A 12,867-nucleotide genomic window follows, 5' to 3' on the forward strand; every position below is an offset into this window, starting at 1 on the left:
TTGGTAATTTAAGCCGCATCGTTAAGGTATAAAACGTCTGGGAATTCGCCTGCCGTTAATAAGCTAAAAAAGTTCGTTAAATATCATTACCCTATTCTCAACACTTCCATTACCTATGTTTACCCCGTATAACGGAGAAAATCGTTAACGTCAGGTGTCATAATGACGAGGAAGTGGTTAACTCTATATTTGTCACGCAGCGTCAGCCGGGTCATGCTGGATGATATTCGGGCGATCTTGCCCACTGATGGGGTGAAAATTTTTCTCAATGACTTAGACGATACCTGCCATGCCACAGTAGAATGTGTGCAGGCAGAGAATACCTGCGCGCTTGTGGCCTCGGCGATTGTTGTGTGGCGTCAACTGGGTCATATCCACACAATGATTTACACCAAAGGCGAGATACGGCGTGCGGTAAATGAGGCGACCCAGTTTGAACTCTTTACGTTGCTGAAGAACCATCACGCCGTGTTACGGCTGGCTTAATCTCTGAATAGACTCACAGGATAAACATGAGAATTGGTCTGTTGTTCCCCATTGCTATCATCGTGGCCGGCATCGGTTTTCTCGCCTGGTTCATCGGCAGCGGCCTGGCCATGCCGGGATCATAAGTCAGCGAAGCTGGCTGTCTTTACTGCCGCGACGGTTGTAAAGGCTGGTTTCTTTTTGCTGCTTATCGATTTTTTCCTGACAGGTGACACAGTAGCGCACGCCTTTCAGTGCCTGACGGCGCGCCGCCGGTATCGGTTCGCCGCACAGTTCACATTCCGTGGCGCTTTCGCCCTGACCGATCGACTGGCGCACGCGTTCGATCCCGTCGTTAACGGTACTGTCGATCTGTTCCTGAACCGCCCCTTCTGAAGCCCAACCGTTCGCCATGTTATTTCCCTTCTGAACACCAAACACACTCTTAACTGTACAACATATCTGACATTTTGCAGGCAAGGCGGCACACGTCCCTGTGAGCCGCCGCATCATGGATTACGGCTTGATATCGACCTGATAAAAAATATGCTTGCCGAAGGGATCCACTTCATAACCGCTGACCGTCGTGCGTATCGGTTCATAAATGGTGGAGTGGGCAATCATGACGGCGGGCATCTGGTCATGCATGATCTGCTGCGCCTGCAGGTACATGTGAGTCCGTTTGCGCTGATCCGGTTCGGCCCGGGCTTGGGTGATCAGGGTTTCAAACGGCTGATAGCACCACTTTGATGAGTTTGAACCGCCTTTCGCCGCGGTGCAGGTATAGAGCGGTCCGAAAAAGTTATCCGGATCGCCCGTCGCCGTTGTCCAGCCCATCAGAGCAGCCTGATGTTCACCGTTGCGCACGCGTTTGAGGTATTCGCCCCATTCATAACTCACGATGTTGGCCTTGATGCCGACTTTTGCCCAGTCGGCCTGAATCATCTCCGCCATCCGGCGCGCATTCGGATTATAGGGGCGCTGAACCGGCATCGCCCACAGCGCGATTTCCGTTCCCGGTTTCACACCCGCTTCGGCCAGCAGGGCTTTAGCCTTTTCCGGATCGTAATCGTAGTCTTTGAGATCCTTGTCTGCGCTCCAGACGCCAGGCGGAAGAATATTTTTGGCGACCGTGCCCGTGCCTTTAAAAATGGCCTCAATAATGGCGGGTTTGTTTATCGCCATGGCCAGCGCCTGACGGACTTTCACATTATCAGTGGGCGCTTTAGTGGTGTTGAATGCCAGAAAACCGGTATTCAGCCCTGCTGCCTGTTTGAGCGTGATCGCCTTATTCTGTCGCATTTTGTCCAGGTCGGCCGGATTAGGGAATGGCATCACCTGACACTCATTTTTTTCCAGTTTGGCGTAGCGCACGGCGGCATCCGGCGTGATGCTGAAAATCAGCCGATCCAGTTTGGCTTTCCCCTGCCAGTAGTCAGGAAACGCCTTATAGAGAATGCGTGAATCTTTTTGATACTGCACTAGCTGGAAAGGTCCGGTGCCTATCGGGTCCATATCCACCTTCTCTGGCGTGCCGGCCTTTAGCATCTTGTCCGCGTATTCCGCTGAATGGACAGAGGCAAAGTACCAGGCCAGGTCGGCCAAAAACGGCGACTCCGGATGGGCCAGGGTGAAGCGCACGGTGTGATCGTCGATGCGATCGATATGGGTGATAAGCGTCGCCAGCTGCAGGCTGTCGAAGTTGGAATAATTGCCACCAGAGACCGCATGATAGGGATTTTTGCTGTCCATTTGCCGCATAAACGAGAAGATCACATCATCTGCGTTGAAATCGCGGCTGGGCGTAAACTGCTTATTGCTCTGAAATTTGACGTTGTGCCGAAGATAAAAGGTATAAACCTTGCCGTCCGGGCTGATATCCCAACGTTCTGCCAGGCTGGGAATCAGTTCGGTCGTGCCCGGTTTGAAGTCCACCAGGCGATTGAATACCGGTACAGCACTGGCATCCACGCTGGTTCCCGAGGTGTAAAGTTGCGGATTAAAATTTTCAGGGGAGCCTTCGGAGCAGTACACCAGCGTTTTTGCATGAACGCCGCCCGCCAGAGCCACACCTGCAGTAAGCAGTGCCAGGGTCGTAAACCTGTTTCTCATTATTGTCCTCGCTTTCTGTTGACTTCCGTTAGTCTGAATATCTAAATGAATGATTTAGCGCTTTGATAGATAGCATGAATCACCACCATAGCGAACCCCGCAGTACGTCAACTAATAAGGATTAGTGATGACCGACAAACTTCAGGCGCAACTCATTACGCGTTTTTTTCGTTACCTGGCGGTAAGCAGCCAAAGTGATGCAAAGTCCAGCACCTTACCCAGCACCCCCAGCCAGCACGCGATGGCGCAGCTGCTGGCGGACGAATTACGCGACCTTGGCCTTGAGCAGGTTGTGATTGATGAACATGCCACGGTAACGGCGCTGAAACGAGGAAACTGCCCCGATGCGCCGCGCGTGGGGTTTATCACCCATATCGACACGGTTGACGTGGGGCTGTCCCCTGACATTCACCCGCAGATCCTCACCTGGCAGGGTGAAGACCTTTGTCTGAACCCACAGCAGGACATCTGGTTACGTCGGGATGCGCACCCGGAGATCGCGCCCTATATCGGCCAGCAGATTATTTTCAGCGACGGCACCAGCGTGCTGGGCGCCGATAACAAGGCGGCCGTGAGCGTCGTCATGACGCTGATGGAGAATTTGCAGGGCAAACACGGCGACGTCGTGGTGGCGTTCGTGCCGGATGAGGAGATCGGGCTGCGCGGCGCGAAAGCGCTGGATCTTGAAACCCGTTTTAATGTGGATTTCGCCTGGACGATTGATTGCTGCGAGCTGGGCGAAGTCGTTTATGAGAACTTCAACGCGGCCGCAGCAGAAATCCGCTTTACCGGTGTGCCGGCGCATCCGATGTCGGGCAAAGGCGTGCTGGTCAATCCCTTACTGATGGCTCACGATTTTATCAGCCACTTCGACCGGCAGGCGACGCCGGAACATACCGAAGGTCGCGAAGGCTATATCTGGTTTAACGAGATGCAGGCCAACGCCAGCATTGCCACGCTTAACGCCTCGATTCGCGATTTTGATCTGGCAGGCTTTGCTGCACGCAAACAGCAGTTGCAGGCGGTCAGAGATATCATCGCCGCGCGCTATCCCACGGGCAAAGTTGAGCTAACCCTTCGCGATATTTACAGCAATATCAGCAATGCGATGGGCGAAGATCGTCGGGCGGTTGATCTGATTTTCGCCGCCCTGCAAGCGCTGGATATTGCGCCTAAGGTGATCCCCATGCGCGGCGGCACCGATGGCGCGGCTTTGTCGGCGAAAGGTCTGTTAACACCCAACTTCTTTACTGGCGCGCATAACTTCCATTCGCGCTTTGAGTTCCTGCCCGTGACCTCCTTTGTGAAGTCATACCAGGTGGCAGAGAAGCTGTGTTATCTGGCGGCGGAGTAATGGGATACAGGCAGTAAAAACCGCCTTCGCGATGAAGGCGGTGGTCAGATGCGGGTTTAGAAAGTTACCCAATCGCCGTTATCCGCCGACGCGGCTTTAGGCTGGAATGAGGTCGTTGGGCTGGCCGGCTGTGAGGGCGGCTTCCGCGTTGACGTCGGTGCCAGGGGCGCATCGCTGGACAGGCGGAACTGTGCGACAGAGGCCTGCAAGGCTTCCGTCTGCAGCGCCAGCGCACTGGCGGCGGCGGAGACTTCTTCCACCAGCGCGGCGTTTTGTTGGGTTACGCTGTCCATTTCCGTTACCGCCGTGCCAACCTGCGAAATGCCTTTGCTTTGTTCTTCTGAGGCGGCCGCGATTTGCTTCATGATCGCGTCAACATCCTGCACCGATTTCAGAATACCGCTCATGGTGCCGCCGGTCGTGCTGACCAGTTGCGCTCCCTTTTCCACGCGCTCAACGGAATCCGCAATCAGGCCAGCGATCTCTTTTGCCGCACCCGCACTACGCTGGGCCAGATTTCTGACCTCACTGGCCACAACGGCAAAGCCACGGCCCTGTTCCCCGGCGCGGGCGGCTTCTACTGCGGCGTTAAGCGCGAGGATATTGGTCTGGAACGCAATGCTGTTGATGACGTTAGTAATCTCTGCAATTTTCTTCGAACTGTCAGAGATTCCGTTCATCGTGGTGACCACTTCACCGACAAGACTACCGCCCTGTTTGGCCGTGATCGTTGCGGCTTCGGTCAGGGTACTGGCCTGACGCGCATTTTCCGCATTGAATTTCACGGTCGCCGTCAGTTGTTCCATACTGGCTGCGGTTTGCTCCAGCGCGGCAGCCTGCTCTTCCGTACGTGAAGACAGATCGTTATTACCAATCGAAATCTCAGCGGCTCCGCGTGAAATGTTTTCCGTGCCGCTGCGAATCGCACTGACGGCTTCGCGCAGGCTGTCCTGCATGGCGCTCAGTAAGGGCACCAGTTTGCCGACGCAGTTACGGCCCATATCTTCAACCGGCTTGCTGAGATCGCCTTTGGCGATGACTGAAAAATGTTCGCGAATTTTTTCCAGCGGCTTAACCAACATTTTTACCAGATAACGGTCGGTAAACAGCAGAATCAGCAAGCCAATCACCACGGTGACTGAAATCAGGGTTTTGGTCATCGCGGTCATACGATCGACTTCAACCCGCGTTTGACCCAGTTTGACACTTGCCACTTTATTGAAGTTTTCAGTACTGGCACCAAAGGCACGGCTCAGCGCAGGGGTGACGTCATTTGCCTGTTGGCGATAGCTGTCCAGCGAATCCTGACGGGCACGCTGAAGCTGAACCGTCACGCCCTGGTCGAGCAGTTTTTGCCATTTATCAATGACGTCATTGGCAACGGCTGCATCCATTGGGCCTGGAGAGAGCTGTTTGAACAGGGTCAGCTGCTGAGACATACTGTCCAGTGCCTGCTGTACGGGCGCGAAAGCCTCATCGTTTTGCGCTGTGCCTGCCGCTTTTTTCTCCATGACGCGCGACAGGCGCGTAATCATACGAAAGTACTGATCGTTGCCCTTACTCAACGCGGTCATCTGTTCCACGATATGGCGATCGACATCGTTGCCGTCACTCAACGAATTGAGCGAATGAATACTGAACAGCCCGATTCCGCTCCACAGCAGGCAAAACAGCCCGAGTATTGTCAGCATTACCGCGCGAATTGTGAAATTTTTAAGCATACCCATACTGAAATCCCTTAAACGTTAACCCGTGACGCCGGGCGTATGGGATATATCGGCAGAAAGGCCGAAAATGTAACAGCGCTGTTAAACTTTTTTATGCTGGTGCACTGCCTCCGCGACAGATCACCGTTTCAGCAAAAATCAGCCTGGAGGGCGCGCAGGATGGCACCCGGCACGAGGGCTGAGGGCTGAGGGCTGAGGGCTGAGGGAGCACTATAGGCGAACCATACGCGACATCATCAGGCGAAACAGCGCCAGCCGCCGACGCATAAAGCGCGGCATGAGTCTGAGCCCCGCTTTCCCCTCGCACCCGAGTGACATTGTCACGTCATTATTCGCCTGCCAGGCAGGCCAGGGCAAGATCCCGTCCAGTTGCGTCGTGCTGGTGTTCACGTCGCGGGCAAAGAGAAACCAGTAGTCACTGACCTGCTGCGCAAACGCGTGATCGGCGGCCGTAAAGCGGCGATCGTCGCTGACAGCGGGCAGGTTATGCAGAGTATTCATGACATAGGGGATTTCGTTACCGTGCCAGGTGCCGTGCGGAAAAAGGTCCCGCGAATGTTCAGATACGTAATCAAACCAGTAGCGCCAGCCCGGCATAGCGACTTTTTGCTGCGCCCGCATCATCAGCCAGGGAAGCAGGCTAAACGTCATATCCCGTGCCACGGCACGTCCGAGCAACGCATCCGTCTCAAGCGGATAAATCCATTTCAACAGCTGATAGCTGAACCGGTTTTGACGACGAAGCCGGTCTACCACCGTGGCGGCATCGACACCGAAATACGCCAGTACGCTGGCTTCGTCGCTGTTGCTTCCGGCCATCAGCGGCAGACGATGCTGACGTCCGGCCATAAACGTCTCCAGTACCGGCGCGGGAAGGACCGCATCGCCCGCGATGGCAACAGGACCCAGCCCGTAGCTGCTGTCCAGTGACCAAAAGGCCTCAGCAGGCAGCGCGCGCAGCTGTTCCATGCTGGCATCAGCGGGCAAACCTAAACGGCTGGCCACCTTCACGCCTTTCTCAAGCGCCGTGGTCCGCGTCACGTCTGGCAGACTATAGGCACTCTGCAAAATTCCCTTGTGGAACAAACCGGCTGACAAGGGCGAACAGCACAGCGATAACAGGCTACGTGCGCCAGATGACTCGCCAAACAGCGTAACGTTACGGGCATCGCCGCCGAATGCGTGAATATGGCGCTGAACCCAGCGTAAGGCCGCGATCTGATCCAGCAAGGCAAAATTGTGAAGCGTCCCGGTCGCCGACTGCTCTTTTTCCATGGCCGGATGCGCAAAAAAGCCCAGATGGCCCAGCCGATAGTTAATCGTGACGATAACCGCGCCGCGTGAGGCCAGCGGTTTGCCGTTGTAGGGAGCCAGCCCGCCGGAACCGAGGGTAAATCCGCCCCCGTGCAGCCATACCATCACCGGCAGAGGCTTATCGGGCTGCAGTTCAGGCGTCCAGACATTGAGATAAAGACAGTCCTCGCTGAAATCGCCGGGATCGCCGCCGCCAATCGCAAGGCAGTATTCGCGGTTCTGCCAGCTCGCGGCAGAAAAATGCAGTGCGCTTCGCACGCCCTGCCAGGGGATGACGGGCTGGGGCGCGCGCCAGCGCTGGTCCCCCACCGGCGGCGCAGCGTAAGGAATACCTTTAAACACAAAGATCCCGTCATCGATGCCGCCTTGCAGCTCACCGTCCGCGATAGCGATCTTCAGGCCGTGCTCATTTTTCATGCATTATTCCTTGTCTGCGTAGGCGGTCATTATTTCAGGCCATCTGTCTTTGTCCAGAAACACAGCGGGTAAAAATACCGAAAATGTGCTGCGCACGTCCGCCGGGATTGACCGCTCCCGGCGAACCTGTTTTTAGTACTGCATGTCGTTTAAAGCGTGAGAGGAATAGAAAATGTTCAGTGGCATCAATCAACTTTTTGTTCGAATGACCGATCATCCTGACCTGGGCAAGCTGTTATTGCGTCTGACACTGGGTGGACTGCTGCTGTTTCACGGTGAGTTCAAGCTGGTGCACGGGGTGGGCTGGATTGCCCAACTGCTGCACCAGCACGGCCTGCCAGGATTTCTTGCCTGGGGTGCCTGGATCGGGGAAATTATCGCCCCGCTGATGCTGATTGTGGGGCTGATGACGCGGCCTGCGGCGTTCATTGTGGCGGTGAATATGGTGGTGGCAACGCTGCTGGTCAAAACCGGGGCACTATGGCATCGCACCGGCGTGGGCGCCTGGTCGCTGGAGACCGAAGCGCTGTTTCTGCTGGGCGCGCTGGTGATCATGCTGCTGGGCGCGGGAAGATTCACGCTGATACGCGATTCACGGCTGCAATAGTCACGCAATCCGGGGCAATCCCGCCCCGGTGGGTTAGCATGCCAGGCCGCAACGTTGTAATGAGGCTTCCTGACGCTGGGCATACAGCGCCATTTCGTCCAGTACTGCGCAGCCCAGTGCGGCTTCAAAGCTGCTGCGACTTGCCTGGCCTGACGAGCGCGCCTGGGTGTGATCCCCGAGGTTGGACTGAAAAATCCCCGCCGCACTGACCGGTAGAAAATCCTCATAAATAATGGGATCGGCCAGAATGCGGCCCTGTTCGATCAGGGCGTCCAGCGGTTCACCGGGCTGAGGCGGTTCAGCCCGGCCTTTATCACTCAGGCGATAATGAAACCAGGCCAGAGCCTCCCGGCGTAGATCGGTTTCGTTATCCGGAAAAGCCTGAAATACAGCAGACAACCGTTGCTGATGCTGTTGATTGTCAGCGCCGCTTCCGGCCTCAGTCAGCAGCCGATCGTAAAGCGCGCGCCCCTCTGGGGTTAAGGCTGCGCCGCGCTGTTCTATCTCACCAAATCTTGCCGTATGGGTGCCCTGATAGCCATCTTTGAAAACGACAGGTTCCTCCAGCGCTTTAAAACTGGTCTGGCGTAATAAAATCGGCACCTTGCGCCGAGGCGGGCCTTCAATAACGTTTTTGGGATCGATACCACGTTCGGGCATTAACGCCTGAACGCGATCAATGTCCAGGGTTCTCGGTGTCAGGTGGTTGATATGACAGGCAGGAAAACACACGACGTCCGCAATTAGCCGGTGTTGTTGATTAAGGGCCTGATAGGTGTGGCTTTCAACAAGGCTATGCGAGTGCCAGCGAAAGGTTTCTAACGCCTCGGTAATAAAGCGCTGCGCCTGCGTCTCAGTCAGACCGCCCTGCTGTTGATGCTGTTGAATTAATGCGCGACAGCCTGCGGTGAAAATGTCCCGCGAGGCCAGGATTGCGGCAGCTTCATCGCGCAGCGCCGGGTCTTCAATCAATTCAAGCCGCAGTAATGAGGTAAAAATACGGAACGGATTACGACGCAACGCGTCGTCGTCAACAGGGCGAAACGCGGTTGAGTGTACCGGTACGCCCGCCTGAGAAAGGTCATAATAGCCGACCGGGAACATGCCCATAACGGCGAACATCTGACGCAGCATGGCCAGTTCTTCGGCGCTGCCGACGCGGATTGCACCGTGGCGTTCCAGGCTTAAACGGCTCAGCTCATCGGCTTGCGCCAGGCGCTGCTGCAGGGCGCTGTCCGCCGCCAGCGAGGCCTGATTAACGTCTTTGACCAACTGCATCAACGTGCCGTACAGCGGCACTTCCTGCTGATACATGTCCGACATTGCCTTTGAAAAGCCCGTACGGATGGCATCCGCACTGATAACGTTATCCATAATCACCACCTGAAAGCATGAGCGTTGCAGCTACTGTAATCCAACGCGTTGCCGTCAGCGGAAAAAATCATGAATTTGTGATCGGCTTAAAACCATAACGGTTTTTAATCACCAGCATCGCTGTCGTGAGGACGGCCGGAATCGCCAGAAGCAAAAAGATCAGGTTAAAAGACCAGCCGAGCGACAGCATTTCTGCTCCCACAAACGCGCTGAGGATGGCACCGATTCGGCCCACGCCATGCATCCAACTGGAGCCGGTCGCGCGGGCATGGGTAGGATAATAGCTGGCTGATAAGGCATTCATTCCGGTATTAGCACCGTTAAAGCAAAAGCCGCTACAGAAGGCTATGCTGCTCATGACGGTGACCTGCGCCGGTGAGAAACCCAATGCCACGATGGCAATCCCGCCACAAAAGTAGATGACGGCCAACGCCAGGTTGGCATTAAATCTGTCCATCAGCCAGCCGGCAAATAACGAGCCCAGGGTGCCGCCCGCCTGATACATGGCGGTGATAATGGCGGCCTGGGTCACGGTCATCCCCTGTTTACTCACCAGCGAAGGCAGCCAGCTACCTATCAGATAAACCAGAAAGAGCCCCATAAAATAGCCGCTCCACAGCATCAGGCTGCCGGTACGGTAGCGGGGAGAGATAACCGTGGCGATTGCGTTTTTGTCTGGCTGAGTGGCGTCCGCTTCGGAGGATTGAAACTGACTGTGCGGGTTCGTACTGCCCGGAATCATACGCTCCAGAATGGTTCGGATGCGTTCTGCCGGCGCACCACGGCTAATTAAGAAACGCACTGATTCTGGCAGTTGCCGTATCAGCACCGGGAGCACCAGCAGCGGTAAAATACCGCCCAGCAACAGAACAGAATGCCATTCGTAACGCGGTAACAGCCAGGATGCCGCAAAGCCTCCGCTGGCTGCGCCAAAGGTAAAGCCGCAGAAAACCACGGTGATGATGAATGAGCGACGGCGCTCGGGGGCATATTCTGCGACCAGGGTGCTGACGTTCGGCATGGCTGCGCCCAATCCGAGTCCGGTCAAAAAGCGGAACAGGATCATCTGCTCAATGCTGTGCGAAAACGCGGTGACCAGCGTCCATAAGCCAAAAAACAACACGCTGAATATAATCATTAAGCGACGACCAAAGCGGTCGGCCAGTGGACCGGCGATCATGGCGCCCAGCGCCAGGCCAATAAGCGCCGCACTGATGACAACGCCTAACTGATGGTTCGTGACGTTCCAGGACGCTTTCAGCGAGGGCGCGATAAACCCCATGATGGCGATATCCATCCCATCAAGCGCCACGACGATAAAACAGAGTACAATCAATCGAATTTGGCCACCGCTCAGGGCACCCTGATTGATTAACCGGCGAACGTCTACCGACTCAACGCTGCTCACGGACGTACTCTCCTTAACGAAATAACTATCAGTTTTGGTAAAAAAAACGGCGCTTATGATAGCCGATCGTTAACGATAAAACGCGTGAATTTTACACGAGAATAATAATCATTCAAAAAATGGTTAGTTAAGTTAATGATTTTTCAGTCACGACTGGCGGCTGCGTTATCCCACGATAGCGCCTCAAGCATTATTTATCAGTAACTTAAATGAAAACCCGATAAAAAGTACACATTGTTAATAAAAATTTGCAGCAAAGTTAACAAAATCCAGCTTAAATAGTTGCCAGTTACCTGGCAATGTCATTAAGTTTGGGAAATGGAAAAAAATATCCTTTTCAATCAGCGCATTCGCTTGCGTCATTTACATGCCTTTGTTGCCGTTGCGCAGCAGGGAACGCTGGGGCGTGCAGCCGAGACGTTAAGTCTTAGCCAGCCTGCACTCTCTAAAACCCTTAACGAACTCGAGGAACTGACGGGCGTCAGGCTGTTCGAACGCGGCCGACTGGGCGCACAGCTCACCACCATGGGAGAGCAGTTTCTGACGCATGCGGTAAAGGTGCTGGATGCACTGAACCATGCCGGTCAGAGTTTTAACGAACAGATCAACGAGCGTCCTGCCGTGATTCGGCTTGGCGCGCTTACGACTGCCGCGATGGGCATGTTGCCACAGATTCTCGATCGCTTTCATCAACTGCGTCCTAACACCACCATTCAGGTTGCCACGTTGCACAACAATGTCTTGCTGGCCGGACTGCGCGCGGGCGAATTTGATATCGGCATTGGTCGTATGGCTGATAAAGAGATGATGACCGGCTTAACCTATGAGCTGCTGTTCCTCGAATCATTAAAACTGGTTGTCAGGCCGGAACATCCCCTGTTAAGTGACAACGTCACCTTATCCCGCGCCATGCAGTGGCCGGTAGTGATTTCCCCCGAAGGAACGGCTCCGCGCCGCCTGGCCCAGCAGATGCTTGACGAGCAGGGCTGCTGTTTACCGCCACATTGCGTTGAAACCTCTTCCACCTCGCTGGCCCGCCAACTGGCGCTACGCTATGACTACATCTGGTTTGTGCCTTCAGGCGCCATTAAAGAAGATCTCAGTCACAACGCCGTCTTCTCGCTGCCCATTACCTCTCCAGGCCCTGGCGAGCCGGTCGGTATTATCACCCGAACCGGCGATACCTTAAGCCTGAGCGCTGAGGTTCTGATGAGTACTATTCGTAAATTTCACAGTTAGCGACTGCGTTTTGCATGTCGCTCCCAGTTGTCCTGACGCGCTTTCTCGGTCTTACGTAATCCGACGTAAAGCGCGCCCGCCCCGCCGTGCTGCTTTTGCGCCACACAGAAGGTCTGCACCTCATCCAGCTCCCGTAGCCAACGATCCAGATAACTTCGTACGATGTTGGCGTGGGATTCACTGTCGCGTCCTTTACCGTGAATGATAAGCAGGTTGCGAAACCCGGCTTGCCGCACCTCACGAATGAAATTAAACAGGTTCTGGCGACAGACCTCTACAGGCTGACGCAGTAAATTAAGGCTGGCGTCCAGCGTATACTGTCCCTTGCGTAGCTTATCTAACACGCCCTGCTGAATGCCCTCTGCTTTGTATTCCAGAGGCTGATCCAGCGGGATAATATCCAGATAACCGCGCGTTAATATGTTTTCATCTTCCTGTTCTGGCGGCAGTTGACGTGCTTTTTTACTGGCGGAGAGCGGATTCCACCGCGTGTTGTCCGCATCTCTGAGTGGCGTAACGTCATTCATCGCGTCACGGAACAGATTGTCATCGTCAAGGTTCATCGCTCGCCCCTGTAAAATGATATGACGCAAAATAGTGCTTAACCCGAATAGTAGCAAAATCGGGAAAGTCTGCGCTAACCCCGTTTTTAACCCTTATTCCCGGCCTTAAGATAAAGAAAGATCCTGTCTGAAATCATAAAACCGTAAACATATATTGACGGCCGTTACACTTTGACATCAAGAAAGCCAGTAATAACAGCCTTCAGCGAAGTGTAACAGACCACACTTTTTGTATGCCTAAAAACTGCTCGGATGAGTTCCTTTGCGAGCGAAAAATGGTAAAATTG

General features: G+C 54.7%; 12 protein-coding genes. 5 read left to right on the forward strand and 7 right to left on the reverse strand.

What is annotated here, in order from left to right; translation table 11 throughout:
- Nucleotides 1-162: 162 nt before the first annotated feature.
- Nucleotides 163-486, forward strand: coding sequence for a hypothetical protein (locus tag NYE92_RS03930; protein WP_259018565.1), 324 nt, complete (start codon nucleotides 163-165; stop codon nucleotides 484-486).
- Between the two features lie 26 nt (nucleotides 487-512).
- Nucleotides 513-611, forward strand: coding sequence for a YoaK family small membrane protein (locus tag NYE92_RS03935; RefSeq protein ID WP_015700245.1), 99 nt, complete (start codon nucleotides 513-515; stop codon nucleotides 609-611).
- 1 nt (nucleotide 612) lies between these two features.
- Here NYE92_RS03935 and NYE92_RS03940 read toward each other — a convergent pair whose 3' ends face one another.
- A complete protein-coding gene (locus tag NYE92_RS03940; RefSeq protein ID WP_014605780.1) occupies nucleotides 613-879 on the reverse strand; it encodes a DksA/TraR family C4-type zinc finger protein in 267 nt (88 codons plus the stop codon).
- A gap of 102 nt (nucleotides 880-981) precedes the next feature.
- Nucleotides 982-2,577 carry an ABC transporter substrate-binding protein gene (locus tag NYE92_RS03945; protein WP_014605779.1) on the reverse strand — a complete coding sequence of 532 codons (1,596 nt, stop codon included), beginning with the start codon at nucleotides 2,575-2,577 and terminating at the stop codon, nucleotides 982-984.
- Nucleotides 2,578-2,704: 127 nt separating this feature from the next.
- Between NYE92_RS03945 and pepT the strand changes: the two genes are divergently transcribed.
- Nucleotides 2,705-3,931 (forward strand): peptidase T, encoded by a 1,227-nt coding sequence (gene pepT / locus NYE92_RS03950; RefSeq protein WP_014605778.1) that lies wholly within the window; start codon nucleotides 2,705-2,707, stop codon nucleotides 3,929-3,931.
- Between the two features lie 56 nt (nucleotides 3,932-3,987).
- Here the strand turns inward: pepT and NYE92_RS03955 are convergent, their stop codons facing one another.
- Nucleotides 3,988-5,658 (reverse strand): methyl-accepting chemotaxis protein, encoded by a 1,671-nt coding sequence (locus tag NYE92_RS03955; protein WP_013025862.1) that lies wholly within the window; start codon nucleotides 5,656-5,658, stop codon nucleotides 3,988-3,990.
- A gap of 210 nt (nucleotides 5,659-5,868) precedes the next feature.
- Nucleotides 5,869-7,389, reverse strand: a complete 1,521-nt coding sequence (locus NYE92_RS03960) for a carboxylesterase/lipase family protein (protein WP_259018566.1) — start codon at nucleotides 7,387-7,389, stop codon at nucleotides 5,869-5,871.
- 172 nt (nucleotides 7,390-7,561) lie between these two features.
- Here NYE92_RS03960 and NYE92_RS03965 point away from each other — a divergent pair, with 172 nt between their 5' ends.
- Nucleotides 7,562-7,996: a DoxX family protein gene (locus tag NYE92_RS03965; RefSeq protein ID WP_014605776.1), complete on the forward strand. Its 435-nt coding sequence runs from the start codon at nucleotides 7,562-7,564 to the stop codon at nucleotides 7,994-7,996.
- Nucleotides 7,997-8,029: 33 nt separating this feature from the next.
- Here the strand turns inward: NYE92_RS03965 and NYE92_RS03970 are convergent, their stop codons facing one another.
- Nucleotides 8,030-9,370 carry a VOC family protein gene (locus NYE92_RS03970; RefSeq protein ID WP_029568809.1) on the reverse strand — a complete coding sequence of 447 codons (1,341 nt, stop codon included), beginning with the start codon at nucleotides 9,368-9,370 and terminating at the stop codon, nucleotides 8,030-8,032.
- Nucleotides 9,371-9,437: 67 nt separating this feature from the next.
- A complete protein-coding gene (locus NYE92_RS03975) occupies nucleotides 9,438-10,778 on the reverse strand; it encodes an aromatic acid/H+ symport family MFS transporter (RefSeq protein ID WP_259018568.1) in 1,341 nt (446 codons plus the stop codon).
- A 318-nt stretch (nucleotides 10,779-11,096) separates the two neighbouring features.
- Here NYE92_RS03975 and NYE92_RS03980 point away from each other — a divergent pair, with 318 nt between their 5' ends.
- On the forward strand, nucleotides 11,097-12,017 hold the full coding sequence (locus NYE92_RS03980; protein ID WP_013025867.1) for a LysR substrate-binding domain-containing protein: 921 nt from the start codon (nucleotides 11,097-11,099) through the stop codon (nucleotides 12,015-12,017).
- Here NYE92_RS03980 and smrA read toward each other — a convergent pair.
- A complete protein-coding gene (smrA, locus tag NYE92_RS03985; RefSeq protein WP_014593778.1) occupies nucleotides 12,014-12,580 on the reverse strand; it encodes a DNA endonuclease SmrA in 567 nt (188 codons plus the stop codon). The genes NYE92_RS03980 and smrA overlap by 4 nt on opposite strands.
- Nucleotides 12,581-12,867: the final 287 nt, after the last annotated feature.

Source organism: Pantoea sp. B566, from assembly GCF_024793925.1.
In the GTDB taxonomy this organism is placed as follows: Bacteria; Pseudomonadota; Gammaproteobacteria; order Enterobacterales; family Enterobacteriaceae; genus Pantoea; species Pantoea ananatis.

Coding starts and splice junctions, on each gene's coding strand:
- NYE92_RS03930 (WP_259018565.1), top strand. CDS start 163: ATGACGAGGAAGTGGTTAACTCTATATTTGTCACGCAGCGTCAGCCGG.
- NYE92_RS03935 (WP_015700245.1), top strand. CDS start 513: ATGAGAATTGGTCTGTTGTTCCCCATTGCTATCATCGTGGCCGGCATC.
- NYE92_RS03940 (WP_014605780.1), bottom strand. CDS start 879: ATGGCGAACGGTTGGGCTTCAGAAGGGGCGGTTCAGGAACAGATCGAC.
- NYE92_RS03945 (WP_014605779.1), bottom strand. CDS start 2,577: ATGAGAAACAGGTTTACGACCCTGGCACTGCTTACTGCAGGTGTGGCT.
- pepT (WP_014605778.1), top strand. CDS start 2,705: ATGACCGACAAACTTCAGGCGCAACTCATTACGCGTTTTTTTCGTTAC.
- NYE92_RS03955 (WP_013025862.1), bottom strand. CDS start 5,658: ATGGGTATGCTTAAAAATTTCACAATTCGCGCGGTAATGCTGACAATA.
- NYE92_RS03960 (WP_259018566.1), bottom strand. CDS start 7,389: ATGAAAAATGAGCACGGCCTGAAGATCGCTATCGCGGACGGTGAGCTG.
- NYE92_RS03965 (WP_014605776.1), top strand. CDS start 7,562: ATGTTCAGTGGCATCAATCAACTTTTTGTTCGAATGACCGATCATCCT.
- NYE92_RS03970 (WP_029568809.1), bottom strand. CDS start 9,370: ATGGATAACGTTATCAGTGCGGATGCCATCCGTACGGGCTTTTCAAAG.
- NYE92_RS03980 (WP_013025867.1), top strand. CDS start 11,097: ATGGAAAAAAATATCCTTTTCAATCAGCGCATTCGCTTGCGTCATTTA.
- smrA (WP_014593778.1), bottom strand. CDS start 12,580: ATGAACCTTGACGATGACAATCTGTTCCGTGACGCGATGAATGACGTT.